Annotated in this window: 17 protein-coding genes and 1 pseudogene; 6 read left to right on the forward strand and 12 right to left on the reverse strand. The window is 48.1% G+C overall.

From position 1 onward, the window contains the following. Positions 1-18: 18 nt before the first annotated feature. Together DXA97_RS03075 and DXA97_RS03080 are read right to left on the reverse strand one after the other, a co-directional pair. A complete protein-coding gene (locus DXA97_RS03075; protein ID WP_118543812.1) occupies positions 19-621 on the reverse strand; it encodes an ECF transporter S component in 603 nt (200 codons plus the stop codon). Between the two features lie 180 nt (positions 622-801). After that, positions 802-1590, reverse strand: coding sequence for a nucleoside phosphorylase (locus DXA97_RS03080; RefSeq protein ID WP_347560271.1), 789 nt, complete (start codon positions 1588-1590; stop codon positions 802-804). Positions 1591-1788: 198 nt separating this feature from the next. Between DXA97_RS03080 and DXA97_RS03085 the strand changes: the two genes are divergently transcribed. The 3 genes and pseudogenes from DXA97_RS03085 (at position 1789) to DXA97_RS03095 (ending at position 4964) form a co-directional block, all read left to right on the forward strand. Next, a complete protein-coding gene (locus DXA97_RS03085; protein ID WP_118718532.1) occupies positions 1789-2358 on the forward strand; it encodes an isochorismatase family cysteine hydrolase in 570 nt (189 codons plus the stop codon). 605 nt (positions 2359-2963) lie between these two features. After that, positions 2964-4126: pseudogene (locus tag DXA97_RS03090) on the forward strand (DUF2156 domain-containing protein). Further along, positions 4065-4964, forward strand: coding sequence for an alpha/beta hydrolase (locus tag DXA97_RS03095; protein ID WP_118718533.1), 900 nt, complete (start codon positions 4065-4067; stop codon positions 4962-4964). The pseudogene DXA97_RS03090 and the gene DXA97_RS03095 overlap by 62 nt, the downstream one beginning before the upstream one ends. Before the next feature lie 509 nt (positions 4965-5473). Here the strand turns inward: DXA97_RS03095 and DXA97_RS03100 are convergent. Then, positions 5474-6367 (reverse strand): GGDEF domain-containing protein, encoded by an 894-nt coding sequence (locus DXA97_RS03100; protein ID WP_182436781.1) that lies wholly within the window; start codon positions 6365-6367, stop codon positions 5474-5476. A 130-nt stretch (positions 6368-6497) separates the two neighbouring features. Between DXA97_RS03100 and DXA97_RS03105 the strand changes: the two genes are divergently transcribed. Further along, positions 6498-6797: a helix-turn-helix transcriptional regulator gene (locus DXA97_RS03105; protein WP_118718535.1), complete on the forward strand. Its 300-nt coding sequence runs from the start codon at positions 6498-6500 to the stop codon at positions 6795-6797. Between the two features lie 21 nt (positions 6798-6818). On the opposite strand, the gene DXA97_RS21465 is transcribed toward DXA97_RS03105, so the two are convergent. Further along, positions 6819-7157: a hypothetical protein gene (locus DXA97_RS21465; RefSeq protein ID WP_279221122.1), complete on the reverse strand. Its 339-nt coding sequence runs from the start codon at positions 7155-7157 to the stop codon at positions 6819-6821. Positions 7158-7174: 17 nt separating this feature from the next. After that, positions 7175-7609 carry a DeoR/GlpR family DNA-binding transcription regulator gene (locus tag DXA97_RS21470; RefSeq protein ID WP_279221123.1) on the reverse strand — a complete coding sequence of 145 codons (435 nt, stop codon included), beginning with the start codon at positions 7607-7609 and terminating at the stop codon, positions 7175-7177. A gap of 304 nt (positions 7610-7913) precedes the next feature. Here DXA97_RS21470 and DXA97_RS03115 point away from each other — a divergent pair, with 304 nt between their 5' ends. After that, positions 7914-9221, forward strand: a complete 1308-nt coding sequence (locus DXA97_RS03115; RefSeq protein WP_118718536.1) for an MFS transporter — start codon at positions 7914-7916, stop codon at positions 9219-9221. A 12-nt stretch (positions 9222-9233) separates the two neighbouring features. Then, on the forward strand, positions 9234-10280 hold the full coding sequence (locus DXA97_RS03120; RefSeq protein ID WP_118718537.1) for a sugar phosphate isomerase/epimerase family protein: 1047 nt from the start codon (positions 9234-9236) through the stop codon (positions 10278-10280). Positions 10281-10593: 313 nt separating this feature from the next. Here the strand turns inward: DXA97_RS03120 and DXA97_RS03125 are convergent, their stop codons facing one another. The 7 genes from DXA97_RS03125 to DXA97_RS03155 all read right to left on the reverse strand — a co-directional run bounded on the left by DXA97_RS03125 (position 10594) and on the right by DXA97_RS03155 (position 18327). Next, positions 10594-10863, reverse strand: a complete 270-nt coding sequence (locus DXA97_RS03125; RefSeq protein ID WP_118718538.1) for an acylphosphatase — start codon at positions 10861-10863, stop codon at positions 10594-10596. Between the two features lie 112 nt (positions 10864-10975). Beyond that, positions 10976-11548, reverse strand: a complete 573-nt coding sequence (locus DXA97_RS03130) for a M48 family metallopeptidase (protein ID WP_182436782.1) — start codon at positions 11546-11548, stop codon at positions 10976-10978. 62 nt (positions 11549-11610) lie between these two features. Then, positions 11611-11925 carry a response regulator gene (locus DXA97_RS03135; RefSeq protein WP_243107538.1) on the reverse strand — a complete coding sequence of 105 codons (315 nt, stop codon included), beginning with the start codon at positions 11923-11925 and terminating at the stop codon, positions 11611-11613. Between the two features lie 55 nt (positions 11926-11980). Further along, positions 11981-15325 carry a TRAP transporter large permease subunit gene (locus tag DXA97_RS03140; protein ID WP_118718539.1) on the reverse strand — a complete coding sequence of 1115 codons (3345 nt, stop codon included), beginning with the start codon at positions 15323-15325 and terminating at the stop codon, positions 11981-11983. Continuing rightward, complete coding sequence (locus DXA97_RS03145) at positions 15322-15813, reverse strand: TRAP transporter small permease (protein WP_118541029.1); 492 nt, start codon at positions 15811-15813, stop codon at positions 15322-15324. Before DXA97_RS03145 ends, DXA97_RS03140 begins: the two co-directional genes overlap by 4 nt. 544 nt (positions 15814-16357) lie before the next feature. Continuing rightward, positions 16358-17377, reverse strand: coding sequence for a glycosyltransferase family 2 protein (locus tag DXA97_RS03150; protein WP_118718540.1), 1020 nt, complete (start codon positions 17375-17377; stop codon positions 16358-16360). Beyond that, positions 17374-18327 (reverse strand): CPBP family intramembrane glutamic endopeptidase, encoded by a 954-nt coding sequence (locus DXA97_RS03155; RefSeq protein ID WP_118718541.1) that lies wholly within the window; start codon positions 18325-18327, stop codon positions 17374-17376. The genes DXA97_RS03150 and DXA97_RS03155 overlap by 4 nt, the downstream gene beginning before the upstream one ends. Between the last annotated feature and the right edge of the window lie 122 nt (positions 18328-18449).

Genomic DNA, 18449 nt, shown 5'->3' on the forward strand with positions numbered 1-18449 from the left:
AATAAAACGGTTTCGCACTTAATCCAGGGTTTCAATCTCGGAGTTTGCCTCATACAGTGTGGTCAGCTTGTTCGGCAGTCCCTTTAAGATAAAGAAGACCACGATCAGGGTGATGAGCTTATCCGGCACATCGACCACAACCTCATCTAACAGGGAGCCTAAAAATACCGGCATGGATGCTGCCTGGGTTGCTGCAAATACCGCATCGCCCCATACATTTCCTGTGGTGCCGCCCCAGAATAAAACATTTAACGGGGTGGAAATCACAACTGCGGTAAGTCCGGCTACGCATGCTGTTAAGATTGCCTTCGGGAAGGACTTCATAAATCCAAGACGTGCCATAATACCAACGGCCGCGCCAATGCCAAGGCTGGTCAGCGCATAAATTAAGGTAATGTTATCACCTGCTGAAAAGCCGTAGATCAGGTTGTTGGCTGCTCCGCAGATCGCGCCGATGATCGGGCCTCCCAGGCAGCCGCCAATGCAGGTTCCGATGGAATCCAGCCACAGCGGAAGCTTTAACACACTTGCAAACAGTTTTCCAAGATAGTTGATACCGATGCAGGCCGGGATCAGCACGATCACTGCCGCGTCAAATTTTGTTTTAAATAAATTGTTCATAACTCACACACCCTTTCCCTTCTTTGTTCCGTTTTCCGGAACGATATGTTTTGTTTCATTGCCGGCTGGATCATCCAGGATTCCGTTTTGGCATATTGCTCACTGGATGGTCCGGGATTCCGTTTTGGCATATTGCTCACCGGATGGTCCGGGATTCGTTTTTGCCAGTTGCGTTTCCTGTCAGGCGTCCAGCTTTGCCAATGCCGCAAATGCCGTCAGGATCTCATGCTCCTCGCCCTGTGCCGTCAATGTCTCGCCGTCCACATAGCGGCCAATGTTTTCTGCCACATTGCCCTTGCAGGCTGCCACGACATTTAAAATAGAAGCCGTCTTCATTCCACGGATCCGGCCGACTACAAAAAGTGCTGCCGTCTCCATGTCCGATGCCATGACTCCTTTTTTCGCCCAGTCCGCATAGATAGCCGGATTGTCATCGCGATACAAACAGTCGTGACTTCTGGCAATTCCCGTGTGGAACCGGTAACCAGCCTCGCTTGCGCTTTCCTCACAGGCAGTCAAAAGCCTGTGGTCAGCAACAGCCGGATAACTGAGCGGCGCATAGCCAAGGGACGTTCCCTCATCGCGCACAGCGGCTTCGACCATAACCAGGTCGCCGACTCCTGCTTCTGGCTGAAGTGCACCACAACTTCCAATACGGATTGCCGCCGTCACCCCAATCTTTCGCAGTTCTTCCACCGCGATCGCCATGGAAGGTCCTCCCATGCCGGTAGACATGACCAGAACCGGAACCCCATTCCAGAAACCGCTGTAACTTTTGTACTCCCGGTTCCATGCAAGCAGCTTTGCATCCTTCAGATACCCTGCTGCCCGCTCAGCCCTTGCCGGATCACCCGGAAGCACGGCATAGCGGATTCCCAGATTTTCCGGAAGCTGGATATGCGGCATCTTCGCAGTCGGAACATCCAGCACTTTACTGGAATGTGTCTGCTGATTTTCTTCCAATTTCATACCCTCCCTTCAAAATGTATACTCAATTGCGAATTTAACAACAATTTATGATAAAGATAGCATTAACTTTAGGTAAAGTCAATGAAAAGCGCGTAATCAGAGCTCTATTTGTTAATTAAATAACAAGCAGTTGGACTTGAGTTTTTTCTGTGTTAAAACTATACTGTGTTTTATATTTTAGTTAGGAGGGAATTTCATATGAAGCAATCCGAATCGAAAAACCAGGATCTGTTTCTGGTCATTGATATGCAAAATGTTTACACCAAAGGGCAGGAATGGGCCTGCGAAGGCATAGAAGCTGCTTCCGCTTCCATCCAGCGCATTTTAAAAAGTAATGCTCCAGAGAAAGTCATCTTCACCGAATATCTGGCACCGGAGCACCCAGAGGGTGTCTGGACCGAATACAACCGGGTCAATGCTTCTATCAATGCCAACCCATGGCTGAATGAGATGATGCCGGAATTTCTTCCATGGACCAAAATCTGGCCGGTTTACAAAAAGGATGTCTACTCTTCCTTTGCCATTCCAGAGGTTGTGGCTGCTGCAAGAAAAGCCAGCCGGATCATTATTTCCGGCGTGGTAGCTGAATGCTGCGTGCTCTCCACCGTATTTGCTGCCATCGATGCCGGATGTAAGGTCATCTACCTGACCGATGCCGTTGCCGGACTCACCGGGGACTCCAAAAAGGAAACTGAAAAAATCGTCTCTTACTTTGCGCCGCTCCATACCGAATGCATGACAACGGACGAATATCTGAAACAACAGTAATCCGTTTTTGATGAAAGAAAGGAAGTATCTCCATGACACAATCTCTTCGCATCCGGGTGGAAAATATTTGTATTCTGATCTTAGGCTTTTTATCACTCGGAATGTTCGCCTTAAGCTTTTTTCATCACCTGCCAGCCGAAGCCGCGCTGTTAGTTTCCACAGAAATGGACTGGATGGTCCAGCGTGCCTCCTCTGTCGTACTGTTCTTCCTCTGCATGCAGCTCTGGAAACGGAAGCATGCCGCACGGTTCATTACCCAGGCACTTCTGCTGCTGGATTTTGTAAGTAACATTCCCCATGTTCCAGACCTGTTTTCCCTTGCGTGCATGGCATCTGACGTGATCCTGTTTCTGGTCTTTTTCTGGTTCCGCTCCGACTTCTGCTGTCCGGCTTCCAAAACCAACCGGAAACGCGGGCTTTTTATCATGCTCCTCAGTCTGGTCGGAGTCACTGCCAACGCAGTCATCAGCTACCATTATTTAACTCCCATTCTCGGCGGCGGGCGGCATACACTGCTCGACAGCTTTGAAGAAAGCCTCGATATTCTTCTCGGAAACGGTGCCTCCATTCCGGTTTCCCATGGCGCCCACATGCTGGAGCTTGTGATGTTCTGGTTTAGCTGGGCCTGCATTCTGGCCGCCCTGCTTTATGCAGTCCGCCCATGGCTTACCCCATCCACCCGGCGTGAATCGGATCTGCAGCACGCCCGCACTCTGCTTAATCTCTACAGCCAGAACAGCTGCTCCTATCTCGCCTTGGAGGACGATAAACAGCTTTACTTTGGACGCAATGTAGATGGTGTCATTCCCTACGGAGTTGCCGGCGATACCATCATTGTCAACGGCGATCCGGTCTGCGCAGACCCGGACTTTCCGGCACTGCTTGCCGAGTTTAAGGAATTCTGTGAAAAAAGCGCCCACAAGCTTTTCTTTCTAAGTGTCACCGGTCACTTTCTCGAAGATATAAGCGTCAGGGCTTTGGCTATGTAAAATGCGGCGAAGAAGCACGGTTTTCCCTTGAAGATTATGAGATCAGCGGCAAAAAGGGGGCAAAAATGCGCATGAATATCAACCATGCGAAAAAAGCCGGTGTCACGGTTTTGGAATACCGTCCGCTCGAGCAGCGAAACAAGGAAATCGAAGATGCCTTCGATCGTGTGACCAATGAATGGCTCGGGCAGAAAAAAAGCTCGCTTCTTGCCTTTACCATGGGAAAAGCCGGACTGGATAACCCGATGGATAAACGCTATTTCTACGCAACTGACGCGGACGGAAAGATTGTTGCCTTCATCGCCTTTGTCCCGTTTCTCGGCAAAGATGGCTACATGGCCGATGTCACCCGGCACGGAAACGGCGCTCCAAGCGGTGTCATGGAAACCATCATCTACGAAGCTTTCCAGACCTTCCGCGTAGAAGGCATCCACTACGGAAGTCTCGGTGTTGCTCCACTCGCCGGACTCGATGATGAAAAAGCCAGTCTGGTTGAACGGCTGCTGCGTTTCGTCTACAACAATCTGAACGACTGTTACGGATTTAAGGATCTGTACCGGGCCAAAGAAAAATACAGCCCGACAGATTGGATACCGGCCTACTATATTTATCTGCCAAAGCACCCGACCCCGGATATGTTCTACGCAGTCGTAAAGATCCAGAACCCGAATGGGATCCGTGAAGGTGTTCAGTCTTTTTTAAAGGGGAAACTACATCATGAAGAGCATCCAAGAAACGATCAACAAAAGCAGTCAGAAAATCAAAGAAAAAACAGCTGACATTCTGCAGTCAGCCCCGCAAATCCCAGTACCTGCCGGGCTGCTGTCTGGAAAACACCGAAGATTTCGCTCCGACCGGGGATATTTTGAAACAAACGGAGCACGCCTTTATTATGAAATATCCGGAGCAGGACTTCCCATACTCCTGCTCCATGGCAACCATCAGTCGCACCATGTGTTTCATTCCTATGCTTCCAAGCTTCAGAAATCCTATCAGGTCATTCTAATGGACAGCCGGGGACATGGGCATTCCCAGCTGCTTTGCAGCAAAGCAGGACACTCCGCAGTACGCAAAAAAGAATTCTTTACCATTCAGGACATGGCCCGCGACGCCGCCAGCTTGTTAGACCACCTTGGCATCTCCAAAGTCATCCTCTTTGGATACAGCGACGGAGCCAACACTGCCTTGGAATTTGCAAGCCTTTATCCAGAACGTACGCTTGCAGTGATTTCCGCCAGCGGCAATGCCCTGCCGCATGGTCTGATATTTCCGGTGCGGCTTGGAACGCTGATGCTTGGCAGCGTTCTCACACTGGCTCAGAGGGTCCTTCCCAGCGGAAAACTCCATCAACAGCTCGGCAGCCAGCTGCAGATGAACACGCTTTTAACAGACTCCCCAAAGCTTTCCCCCGGCCGCCTTCAGAAAATTCAGGCTCCGGTCCTGCTTCTAGCCGGAACCCATGACCTCATCAAGACCTCCCATACGCAATGGATGGCAGAACAGATTCCGCATAGTCAGTTATGCCTGCTTACTGGCGGGACACATAACGTACTGTTTTCACAGGAACAGACCTGTCTGGGCAAGATCCTGTATTTTCTGAAGGAAAACAATCTGTGAAAAAACATAACAGCCGCAAACAATCTCATAAAACTATGAAGTGCTGTAAATGCCACATCCGATGGAATGCACACAAAATAAGAGCTATCTGACTTTCTCGTCATCAGATAGCTCTTTTAAGAAATATCCCGAAGTTTCACTTAATAACCTCTCTTTCCATTATTTTGTTTTTCGCTTTTTCGTTAAATTGCTATGGGCCTCTGCCTTTCATTGGAATCTCCCTCCTTCGATTACATCTATGTAAACTCGTTAAGAGATTTTCTACTGGTAAATTTTAATAACCCATTGGACCGCCCTCCATGTTCTGAAGATTTTTGTTTTTTCTCTTCGTTTCTTCTTTTGTTTTTTCCTCTCTTGTTTTTTGTTGTCTTCATTGTACTTCATTAAGTACAATTTGTCAAGCATTATTTCAAAATATTTTTCTATTTTTCTTGTATTTTCTGAATATATTATTTCTATTATTTGTATTTTTGATACAATTCGGTCTTTCCCAATTGAGACTTTCTTTCCTATGCTTCCGTCTGGTCCCGCGGAATCAGTTGTCCGGCATACTGTGGGCACTCTTGTACCCTTCGCATGCCATCCCGGTAATGGAGCTGTTTTTCTTCATACATCAGACGTTCCGCTTTGTGGATCAACTCATCTGCACTGACGGTTCCATCGTTCCAGAGGTAACCGAAGGCAGCCAATTCCTTTTCCTGATGCATCAGCCGTTCTTTCAGTCTCTCAGCCTGTTTTATAAATTCCTTCCGGTCTATATCTGGGCAAAGCACCACAAATTCATCTCCGCTGATCCGGAAAAGCTGCTCTTTTGCAAAATATTCCCTGCACACTTCTGCCAGGTGCTTTAAGGCACGGTCTCCATATTCATGGCCAAAGGTATCGTTCAGATACTTTAAGCCATTAAGATCTGCGAAGGCAACCCCAAGTGACTTGCCTGTTTTTTTCATCAGACTTTTGAGACTTTGAATGTAGGATGTGTTATTCCGGATCCCGGTCAGCTGATCCAAATAACAAAGCCGTAACAGATACTCCTGCTTCTCTTGTTTTCCAATCTCAGCAGCAAGAACCTGGGCAACCTCTGCCACTAGCTCCGGATCACGGTTTTTTAACCGGGCATGCCTGATCTGCAGAATTCCGTAACAGTTTTCCCCGTACTGCACGGCTGCCGTAATCAGTTCTCGCTGCTTGTCCTCTGGTGTATTTTCCCCAGTGACAGTCTCCGGCTCTTCACATTCCAGAAAAACAGCCCGGTCTGCGTGATAATACTGCTGCAAAAGCTCCAGAACCTGCACAAGAGCCTTCCGGCAATCTTCTGCCAAAGCCAGCAGCTTCATGCACGCACTTTTTGTGCTGGCCGCCAGTAAGGCACCAGACTGCTCCATCCCCTTTTCGTCAACCATAACCATACTCCCTTTGTACCTAATTTAGTCTCATTATAACATCTATAGATATAATCATCAATTGTTATAGATGTAATTTTTTCACCTTAAATTTGTTATCCTATCTCTATAGTTTATAGGGAGTACACACATGGATATTGGTAAGAGAATCAGCTTTTTCAGAAATGCAAAGCAATATAGTGTAAACCGTCTTGCGACAATGGCAGGCATATCCCAGAGTTATCTGAGGGATGTGGAATTAGGAAAAAAGAACCCCACAGTAGAGGTTCTTTCTTATGTATGTGAAGCACTGGACATTTCCCTGCGAGACTTTTTTGATGACTCCCTCGAGCTTCACCTCCGGCAGGATCCGCTTCTGGCCCGGATCTACCAGATGAGTCCGAAACAGAGGGCTGCACTTCTTCAGTTTTTAGATTGTATGGATGAGTAATTCCGATTTTTTGAAAAGAGATCACTCCGCCGCAGGCACTACATGCAGGGAGACACCAGTCTGCTTCACCGCCTCTTTGATCTGCTCATCAACTGCCGAATCCGTAATGATATCATCCACCTCATTTAAGACACAAAGCTTTACGAGACTGGCTTTTCCAAACTTTCCGGAATCAGCCAGCACCACGGTCCTGTCTGCGATCTGGCACATCTGTTTCTGCACTCTCGCCTCACTTAATCCCTGATCTGTCAGCCCGACCTGCGGATGCACTCCGCTCACTGACATAAACAGGATATCGAGATGAAGGCTCTCCAATGTCTGGGAAAAATCATTTCCCAGTGATAATTCTTTTTTATCCAAAATTCCCCCCACCAGAATCACGGTGAATCCAGGCATTCAGACAGGATCACGGCATTCTGGATAGAGTTGGTCACTACAGTCAGACTAGTGAATCTGCGTGCCAGTTCCTTTGCCATAACAAGACTTGTGCTTCCATAATCCAGTCCGACTGCCTGGTTTTCTCTGACAAACTCTGCTGCATAGGCAGCAATCGCAGCTTTTTCTTTCATATGGCTGGTATTTCTATCCTCTAAAGAAATATAGTCTTCTTTCTGAACCTGCATCTGTTTTCCGGATACCGGAAGCGCACCACCATGTACGCGCTTTAACTTTCCCTGCTTTTCCAACGCATCCATATCTTTCCGGACTGTCTCCGAAGAAACCTTCATTTCCTTTACAAGCTCCGCATTATGTACAATGCCATTCTTATTTAATAATTCCAGAATCCGGTCATACCGCTGTTGCGCCAGCATAAATATTCCTCCTATTTGCAGCCTTTTTCACTTAACTTCCATTATAACGTATTCTTTTGCATTCTCCTAGCACCTTTTTCTTTTCCAAAATCTTCTTTTCCCCATTATATCAATATTTATCCTGTTTTTCACCAGTATTTTCAACAAATCCCAACCTTATTTTTGGGTATTTCGTTGATTTTCTGTGTTTTATTGTGTTTTGTATTGATTTCCCAATAAAAACCAGATATACTAAAAAGCGAATCAAGGAATGCCGGGCAATTCAAAAAACTGCAGTACTGATATTAAGGAAGGAGAAAAAGTTATGAGTAATGAAATGAAACAAAAAGCTATGAAAGCAGTTCCAAACCGTTGGTTTGTCTTCTGCATTCTGACTCTTTCAGGAGGCATCGCTTTTAAGCTTTCTTCTATGAAAGATATGTTCTATGTTCCCATGCAGCAATTTATGGGACTCACAAACACGCAGATTGGCGGTGCATTAAGCGCATACGGCATTGTTCAGACCATTGGCCTGATCTTCGGAATCTATATCTGTGATATGTTCAGCAAAAAATATATGATCGGTGGCTCCCTGATCGGTCTTGGTGCCGTTGGCGTTTACCTTTCCACTTTCCCTGGATACTGGGGATTCCTGATCGCATTCGGCGTTATGGCTATTTTAGGAGAAGTAACCTACTGGCCAGTTCTTTTAAAAGCAATCCGGCTGCTGGGCGATGAAAAAACACAGGGACGGATGTTTGGTTTTCTGGAAATGGGACGCGGCATTGTAGATGTGATCATCGCATCCAGTGCACTGGCAATCTTTAAAGCTATGGGGGAAGGTGCTCCAGCCTTAAGAGGTGGTCTGTTATTCTTATCCGCAGTTACCGCAACTGCCGGCGTCCTCTGTCTGATTTTCGTGCCAAACGATGAAAAACGTACCGATAAAAACGGAAATGAGCAGAACCGTGCACAGGCCGCTTTCGGCGGTATGATCCAGGCATTGAAAAATATTGATATCTGGGCTGTTGCACTCAATGGATTTGTTGTATACTGCATTTACTGCGGACTGACCTATTTCATTCCGTTTTTAAACCAGATTTACATGCTCCCAGCTACTGCTGTCGGCATGTACGGCATCATCAACCAGTACGGACTGAAGATGGTAGGTGGACCGATCGGCGGCTTTATGTCCGATAAAGTACATAAATCTGCTGCAAAACATATCCGTGTCGGTTTTCTGGTCTGCACCATCGCAATGGCCGCTTTCCTGATGGTTCCTCATGAAGCACTTGGCCAGAACGGAAACTGGATTCTCGGTGCTGCCTGCACGCTTGGCTTTGGTGCGATCGTATTCACCATGCGTGCAGTCTTCTTTGCTCCTATGGATGAAGTCAAGGTACCTGCAGAAATTACCGGTGCGGCCATGAGCCTTGCTTCCCTGGTCATTTATCTGCCAAACGCATTCGCTTACGTGATGTACGGAAGTTTTCTTGACCGCTACCCTGGCATGACTGGATTCCGTATCATTTTCAGCGTTATGATCGGATGGGCTGTGATCGGACTATTTGTTTCCACATTCCTCATCCACCGCATCAAAAAACATCAGGCTTCCAAAACAAATGAGAACTAGGAGAAAGAATCTATGATAAAAATCGGTCTTGATACAGAAAGTCTTCATCTTTGGTTTCAGAACAAGAGAATGGATATTTTCGGTTTTATCGAAAAAGCACATGAATTAGGATTCGATGGTGTTATGATCAACATTCTGAAGGATTATAACCTGGACCCGGAATGGGGAACCCTGGAAAGTAATGATCCGGAACACCTGAAAAAGGTACGGGAATTGCTGGAATCCTACCATATGTATGTGGAACTGGCTACCAAAGGAATCACTAGAGAACATCTTCTTAAAGTCCTGGATGTTGCAGAAGCCCTGGGAGCAGATATCATCCGCACCTACATTCCCATTACCTTAAATCCGCTCGCCTCACGCACTACCGGCGGAGAAGGGAAATACGACCAGGCAAAGGTACGCGGTGACTTCGATCCAGTTGTATTTGATGAAGCCGCCATGACACTTTGCCAGATCATCCCTGAGCTGAAAAAGCGCCGCATCCGCCTGGCTTTGGAAAACCATGAATATGAAACTTCCGAAGAACTGGTTCAGGTTATGAAAAAGCTGAACACGCCATGGATCGGTCTTCATTATGATTTTGGTAATTCCATGATGGCCTGGGAAGACCCGGCGCAGGCTGCAAGGAACATGGCGCCATATACCATCACAACACACTTTAAAGATCACATCGTCATCCCCTATCCGGATGATCCATACGGTTATGTCGTATGCGGTATCCCGGTTGGAAAAGGAAATATGGATCTAAAGCATCTGCTTCAGATCATTCTGGATAATTCTTCCATCACCCGGCTGAATCTGGAAATGTGCTACCCATACTGTGCACAATTTAAGCGTACTCCCGGCACCGGAGGTATTTCGCAGGTCGGCGAAGGCTGTTTTAAGGTAGAACCACCTCTTTTCGACCCGGAAACCGTTAAACCTGGAGATTACTACTATCCGCAGGAGATTTCCGAAGAATTACTGGAACAATGTCTGAAGCTTCAGATGGATGGCGTTATGCACAGCGCTGCTTACACCAGAAAGCTGTGTGAAGAATACCGGAATCAATCATAAGCAAATACTACGCTGCAGTGCCAAAACAGATCCGTCGTTTCCCTACATTTTAAAGAAGACGTTACTGGAGCCATGGAAGCAAAATTTCTTATGTCCACAGGTAAAACGATATTCCGATGAATTCTAGCACAAAAAAGAATGTGCCTTGGCACATTCTCGCGCCGAGGCGCGGTTGCTTCAGCAACCATCTACCTTTGCGCCGAGTGCGCTTCCTCGCGGAGCATTTTTATATGATAGGACGCAATTTCCTATCATATAAAAAAAGAGCTGACTGACAGCTCTTTTTTCATACATTACGCGAACAGTAACGGCTTCACCGCACCGTAAAACCGCTCTCCTCCTCCAGAGGAATGATTTCTGTGTCGATCCATTCGATCGTGATAAACTGATTGTGATTGAGTCCGACCAGAAGCTTATTGATCATGTATTCACTTCCCTGGATTTCCAGAAGCACAGTTCCGTCATATTCATTGCGCACCCATCCGGTCAGCCCCAGGGACTGTGCGAGGTATTTTGCGGTGTAGCGGAAGCCCACGCCCTGAACCCGTCCACGGAAAACAATTCTTTTTCTTACGTCTGCCATGTGCATTCTCCATCCTTTCATCAGATATACACCATTAATCAAAAACAGGCATATCCACCAATATACCACTCATGATCATTCATTCTGGTTTTCCACCGCATACCATCCGTCATTACAAAGCAAACTGCTTCAACATCTCTCGTCTTTCCCGGTAATCCGGGCAGTAGCGCTCTACTTCCGCCCAGAATTCCTTCGAATGATCCATATGCCGCCGGTGTGCCAGTTCATGGATCACCACATAGTCCAGAAGCTCTTCGGGCAAAAATGCAAGCTGGTAATTAAAATTGACATTTCCTTTTGCGCTGCAGCTTCCCCAGCGGGTTTTCTGGTTTTTCACGGTGACCCAGCCTACTGTCACGCCTATGATCTCACAGTAATGCCGCACCCGTTTTCCAATCTTCAGCTGGATCTTCATCCGGTCTGTTTTTGATAAGGACTCTAACGGAGGGGCTGGTGTTGCCTTCCTGTTTTCCTCCCGCTGCGCTGCGATCTGCGTTTTTTTCAGAATCCATTCCCGGTGCGTTTCCACAAACTGCTTCAGTTCCCGGTCCGGGAGACGGGCCGGGATCCTTGCCAGAACCGTATTCTGGTCACGCACCTCAAGACCAAGACTTTTCCTTGCGGAGCGGATGACCAGAATGTGGATTTCCTGATCATTTTCCTGTAGATTCAATTCCTGTATCATGGTTATGCTTCCTGTTTCTGATTTTTGTATAATTCCGTGCATACAATTGTTTCCAATTTTGGTCAGCCCAGTACCCGGTGCAGGGTCTCCCTGAGCTTTTCCACCTCGACCGGCTTTGACAGATGCGCATTCATGCCGCTTGCAAGCGAGCTCTGGATATCCTCCTCAAACGCATTGGCACTTACTGCGATGATCGAGATGGTCTGGCTGTCTTTGCGGTTTGTCATGCGGATCGCATGGGCCGCCTCCAGTCCATTCATGACTGGCATCATGATATCCATGTTAAGTTCATTATCCTCTGCCACAAGAATCCGCATTCCTGCATAATGCTCTGGTGAAATAACTTTCTTTTCAGATTTTTCCTCGTTTCTCTCCACCGGCTGGCTTGTGTTTCCGTATCTACAGAGATTTACTGTGCGATATTGTTATTTTTTACTTGCGGAATGCTGCTACCAGTGCCTCGGCATCATCGTAATTCTGTGCCTTCAGCTCACTGATGAACCAGTCATCGATTCCGTCTACTGCATTTTTGAAGGAATCGATATCCAGATCTGCATACGGGGTGATGGTCACGCCGTTTTTGCTACTCCAGCGGCTCATGATCTCTTCGTCTCCGGCACGGTTGATCTCACGCTCGTAGCGGGTGGCTAAGGCACCGCACTCGTCGATGACAGCCTGCTGCTCCGGAGTCAGCTTGTCGTAGATTTCCTGGTTGATGCAGAAGAACAGGCAGTCGTAGTTTGCGTTCCATAAGGAGCAGTACGGCTGTACTTCCTGTACGCTTGCTGCGTCAATTGCCGGAAGCGGATTCTCCTGGCCTTCTACAGTCTTCTGCTGCAGGGCCGTGTAGGTCTCGGACCAGTTCATATTGGTGGCGTCTGCGCCCCATCTCTTGTAGCACTCCATCAGCAGGTTGCTTCCTGCTACACGGATTTTTAAGTTCTTCATGTCATCCACGGACTTGATCTCGCGGACACTGTTAGTCAGTTCACGGAAACCATTCTCCGCGATGCCCATGCAGTGCAGGCCATACTCGCTTAAAATGTCTTTTAACATCTCACCGGCCTCACCGTCCAGCATGGCGTCTGCATCCTCAACGGAATCAAACAGATATGGAAGGGATACCACGTTAAAGCGCGGGTCAAACGCAGAGTAAATCAGGTTGCTGTGCATGGAAATCTGAACCGGATCCCCATCGATCAGAGCCTGGATCCCCTCAGACTGGTTTCCGTTGGTCAGCTGGTCTGCCGCGTATACATTCACCTTGATCTTTCCGCCGGTTGCTTTTTCAACGAGCTCGCCGAACTTGCGTCCGCCCTCGGCCCAGGTACTGGTCTCGGTGGTGGAACAGGTAAAGTTCCAGGTCTGCTCTTTCCATCCAAGATTACTGTGATCCTCTACGGAATCCGCACCGATGCTGCTGTCTGATTTCTCGGTAAAGACTGCGATCAGGTCTGCTGCATCTTTGTAGCCCTGATTCTCCAGCTCTTTCTGATACCACTCAGCTACGCCGGAAACAGCATTTTTGAAGGAATCTACATCCATATCCTCGTATTTGGTAATGGTAACGCCGTTGGTGTTCTGCCAGCGGTCCATGATCTCCTCATCACCGGCACGGTTGATGTAACGCTCATAATCAACCGCCTTCTGGCCTGCCTCATCGACCACTGCCTGCTGCTCCGGTGTCAGAGCATCATAAATCTTCTGGTTGATGCAGAAGAACAGACAGTCATAATTTGCGTTCCATAAAGAACAGTATGGCTGTACCTCCTGAACGCTTGCCGCGTCAATTGCCGGAAGCGGATTTTCCTGTCCGTCTACGGTCTTTTGCTGCAGCGCGGTATAGGTCTCGGACCAGTTCATATTCGTGGCATCTGCGCCCCATCTCTTATAGCACTCCATGAGCAGGTTGCTTCCTGCAACACGGACCTTTAAGTTTTTCATATCATCCACGGATCTGATCTCGCGGACGCTGTTGGTCAGCTGGCGGAAGCCGTTCTCTGCAATACCCATGCAGTGCAAGTCATACTCAGCTAAGATGTCTTTTAACATATCACCGGCTCTGCCGTCTAACATGGCGTCGGCCTCCTCTACGGAGCTGAAAAGATATGGCAGGGATACCACGTTAAAGCGCGGGTCAAACGCAGAGTAGATCAGATTGCTGTGCATGGAGATCTGAACCGGATCCCCATTCATCAGCGCCTGGATTCCCTCGGACTGGTTTCCGTTAGTCAGCTGGTCTGCTGCGTATACATTGACCTTGATCTTGCCTCCGGTTGCCTTTTCCATGAGCTCGCCGAACTTGCGTCCACCCTCAGCCCAGGTACTGGTCTCGGTGGTAGAACAGGTGAAGTTCCAGGTCTGCTCTTTCCAGTCTAAGTCACTGTAATCGCCAATGGTGTCGAAGTCTGCGCTTCCACCATCCACGGCTGTGCTCTGATCACTGTCTGCCGAAGCAGTAACTGCCCCGCTGTAGGAATCCCCGGCCAATGCCTTCGGCAGGAAAGTGGACACAACCGGCACATAGGTGATCAGAAGCAGGACAATCACGGATGCGCCGATCATCGGCATAACTGCACGGGAAATCTTCGGAATATCGACCTCCATACCCTTTTTCAGCTTGACAGAAATTGCAACGAATAAGTTTACGCCAACCGGCGGGGTTACCTGTCCGATCGCCAGGTTTACGGTTGCCACGATACCAAATGCAACGACATCGTATCCGAGTGCCTTACATACCGGCAGCATGATCGGGATAAAGATGTACATCGCAGAGTTTGCATCGATAAAGCAGCCTGCGATCAGGAAGATCACGTTCACGATCAGAAGGAAGGTGAACTGGTTGTGTGCAATGCTTCCAAGCAGGTCGGATGCCGCCTGTGCGATACCAAACTTGGTACATACAAAAGAGAACAGAGACGCACTGGCTACGATCAGCATGATGCCGCCGGTGGTCTTTCCGGATTCTACCAAAAGTCCTCTTAAATCCTTAAAGGTAACTTCCTTATAAATGAAAATACCAACAAACAGACCGTATACAACAGAAACAGCTGCTGCCTCAGTCGGGGTAAAGATACCGCCGTAAATACCACCCAGGATGATGACCGGCATCAGCAGACCCCAGAATGCATCCTTAAATGCTTCCCAGCGCTCCTTGCCGCTTGCACGTTTCTGGCTGGACTGGATGTTATTTTTGCGCGCCTCGATCATAACCACGATGACCAGAGCCACACCCATTAAGATACCCGGAACGATACCTGCAGTAAACATATCTGCGATGGAAACGCCGGTGATGGATGCATATACCACGAATGCGATACTCGGTGGAATGACGATCGCGATGGAGCTGGCGGTTGCCATAAGAGCCGCGGAGAACGGAGCGGAGAAGCCGCCCTGCTCGATCATAGCCGGGATCAGCACGGCGCCCAGTGCAGCCACGGTTGCCGGGCCAGAACCGGAGATCGCACCGAAGAAGCAGGCTACGATAACGCACACGATCGCGATACCACCTCTTCTGTGTCCGACACAGGTATTCACGAATTTGATCAGACGTTTGGAAATGCCTGCCTTCGCCATAATGTTACCGGACAGTACAAAGAACGGAATGGCAAGCAGCAAAAACTTGCTGATGCCGGAATACATGTTGGTTGCAACGATCGTTAAGGATGTCCCGGAATACAGGATTGCACACACGGAGGAAAGTCCGAGGCAGATTCCGATCGGGATACCCATGATCAGGAAAATGAAAAATGAGATAAACAGTACCGCACTAATCATTTGTCATCGCCCTCCTTTCCACAGCTGTCCAGATAAAATTCGATAAAATGCAGGATCATGCAAGCTGCGCCGATCGGCACGAAGGACCAGAAGATCCACTCCGGCCAGTTCAGCACGAACGTGCGCTTGCCGTTCTGCATCTGGGTGATGACCTTATCCAGACCATACTTGAATAAAACTGCGGTGAAGGCTACAGAAAGGATCGTGCTTAGAAGCAGAAATCCCTTTCTTGCCTGTGCCGGAAGACGGTCAGTCAGAAGTGTTAAATTGACCAGTTCGCCGTCACGGCATGCCAGTGCTGCTGCAAGCAGCGTGATCAGTACAAAAACTGCAACAACCAGTTCCTCGGTAAAAGACCAGGACTGATGAATGACTTTTCGTGAAAATACGTTTCCCACGGTCAGAACCAGGATCAGCACAGTTGCGATTTCCAGCACCAGCTTTTCCAGTCCTGCGAGGGCATTCATGAGTTTTTTGTAGGTTTTCATATACCTTTTAACCCCTTTCCCTTGTGATAAATGGTAACTGCCCTGCATATAGCACAGACACAGTTACGATACCTGTTTTGATACTACCTGTTTTGTTTTGGAATTTTTGGCATACAAAGAACCTGCTGTCGGCAGACACCCTATGTATTAAGAGTTTTGGTAACTGTTCCGTATAGAGCTTCCCAGTTACAGATTTTGATTTTCAGACACCAAATGCATAAGACCTGCTGTCGGCAGTCGCCCCATACATCCAGAAATCAGATCACCCTCAGACACGCAATGTGCATGCTCTGAGTTTATAGATGAAAAAAGGCCCATCCCATTCAGGGACGGACCTTCATCTCTCGTTTGAAACCACCCTGTCTCAAGTAAGAAACAGATACAAACACGTGTACCGGTATCTTTCATTATTACTTTTTCTCAGTAAAGTATTAACGAAACAATGATACACTATTTTGATGATATCGTCAATTCTAAATTTTCCATAAACTTTATAAAAGTTTCATTGCTGTGAACGGCAGCCAGATTTCTGAGCACCTGGGATTTAGTTAAATCCAAAGAATTTCTGGCTGATCTTGTAACCGGCAATGGATACGGTCCGGCCGCTCTGTCCCGGCAAATTCATGCTCTGTCCCAAGAAGCCCCAGCGCAGGCGCATGTAAAGGGCAATATCCTGCTCCTTTAAATCCTTCCAGAGCTGCTTTTTCTTCGCCATATTTTCATCGGTTCCGGACTTAATGGCAAGAATGGAGCAGATTGTCATCATGATTTCAAGGTAGCGTACCATATAATGACGCAGCTTGTAATTTGTGATTTTCGCGTCGTGGTAATAGCCTAACATCAGACGGGTTACCAAAAGCTGCTGGTCGATGCGGCCGATCATGACCTGCTCGTTGACCGACTGGTCCTGTCTTCCGATGAAATACCGGTAAAAGTTTACATCCAGATAGTAGAAGGTCTTTACATACGGAAGCGGCTGGAATACGAAAATGTTATCGACATAGAACGTGTGCTTCGGCAGCTCCAGACCGCACTCTTTTAACATCTGCGTGCGGTAAATGACCGAATGCATCAGTATATACTGTCCCAGCATAAATACCTTTACATCTTTCCAGGTGCATAACTGGCGCTTCGGGAGCGCCGTGCGGTACTGCATGACCCGTTTATGCTTTGCGCCCTGCTTCTCATAGACAAAGTTGGTGATGAGCATATCCAGGGTCTGGTTACCCATAACAAAGTTTCGCAGCGTCTGCAATACTTCTTTGTATGCTTCCTCATTGACCCAGTCATCGCTGTCTACCACTTTAAAGTAGACACCGGTTGCTGCCCTAAGACCGGCATTGACTGCCTCACCGTGGCCGCCATTCTCCTGATGGATGGCCTTGCAGATGCCCGGATAACGCGCCTCGTACTCGTCCGCGATCTGGGCGGTATTGTCCTTTGTGGAGCCATCATCCACGATCAGGATCTCTACTTCGTCTCCGCCCGGTAGCAAAGACTCGATACAGTTTCTCATATAGCCTTCAGAATTATAACAAGGAATTGCTATCGATAATAATTTCATGCTTTCTCAAAAACCTCCTTGGTTTTATATAACGATACCAATGTCACCAAAAGACCTGCTGCTGACAAGATCACCGCCGTTTGCGGCTGCAGGGCCATCGGCGCTCCATAAGAAAACTCAGCCGGCATCGACGGGATTTCCGACCTGTGGCTGATAAAATCCGCAATTACCGGGATCGCCGCTGCTGTAGCATTCGCTGCTGCATGGCATAAGACCGCGGGAGCTAACCGGCCACTCCAGACAGTCACCAGCTCCAGGCACAAGCCAGTCAGAAACGCATACAGGCCCTGACTGAGATTTCCATGATACAGTCCAAACAGGAGTGCCCCAAAAATCACTGCCGCAGCGGTTCTCATATGTCTTCGCAGCTCCTTATGGATAAAACCGCGAAATATGAGTTCCTCTGTCAGAGGCGTTAACACAACCGTCACCAGAAACCGGAGTGCACCTGGTGTTTGGTAAATGGCTTCCTGCACATGGCTCCAGCCTTCTGATGGTGGCAGGAAAACCTGCAGCACCATATTCAGGCACAGGCAAGACCCAATTCCGGCCAGCACAGAAAAAAAACAGCCTGCCAGAAGGCGATGGTTCCTGCACGGCCTTGCTTTTGCTATTTCCGGCACAGTTGTCTTCGTTCGTGTTGCAGTTGTTTTCTTCGCGTTTTTTTCTTCTGTTCCTTGCCCAATAAGCTGCATTTTTTCCAGAGCGCGGTAAACTGCAAACAAAAACGGGAAGGCCAGAGCTGCCCCTGCACCGGTCACAAACAGGGCATTGCCGCTGCCTGCCAGAAGGGAATGTGAGCTCCCAGTTCCGGTATGCCCTGCAAACAAAGAACATCCTGCTGCGGCTGCCTCCGTACACAGTTCATAAAAGACAAGCGGTCCGAACAGCATGCACGCCGCCCGGAACGCTTCATGTTTCAATCGTTTCTTCCGTGTTTTCTTATACATTTTATTGACTTCTTAACAACGCCATTCTTTGTTGCTGTTTACGCGTTGCGCAAACAATAACCATTCTTTTCTATAACTATTTCACTATACCACAAACCAGTTGCAATTTTCAAGCAGAAACA

It is taken from the genome of Clostridium sp. OF09-36 (genome assembly GCF_003481985.1).
GTDB lineage: Bacteria > Bacillota > Clostridia > Lachnospirales > Lachnospiraceae > Brotaphodocola.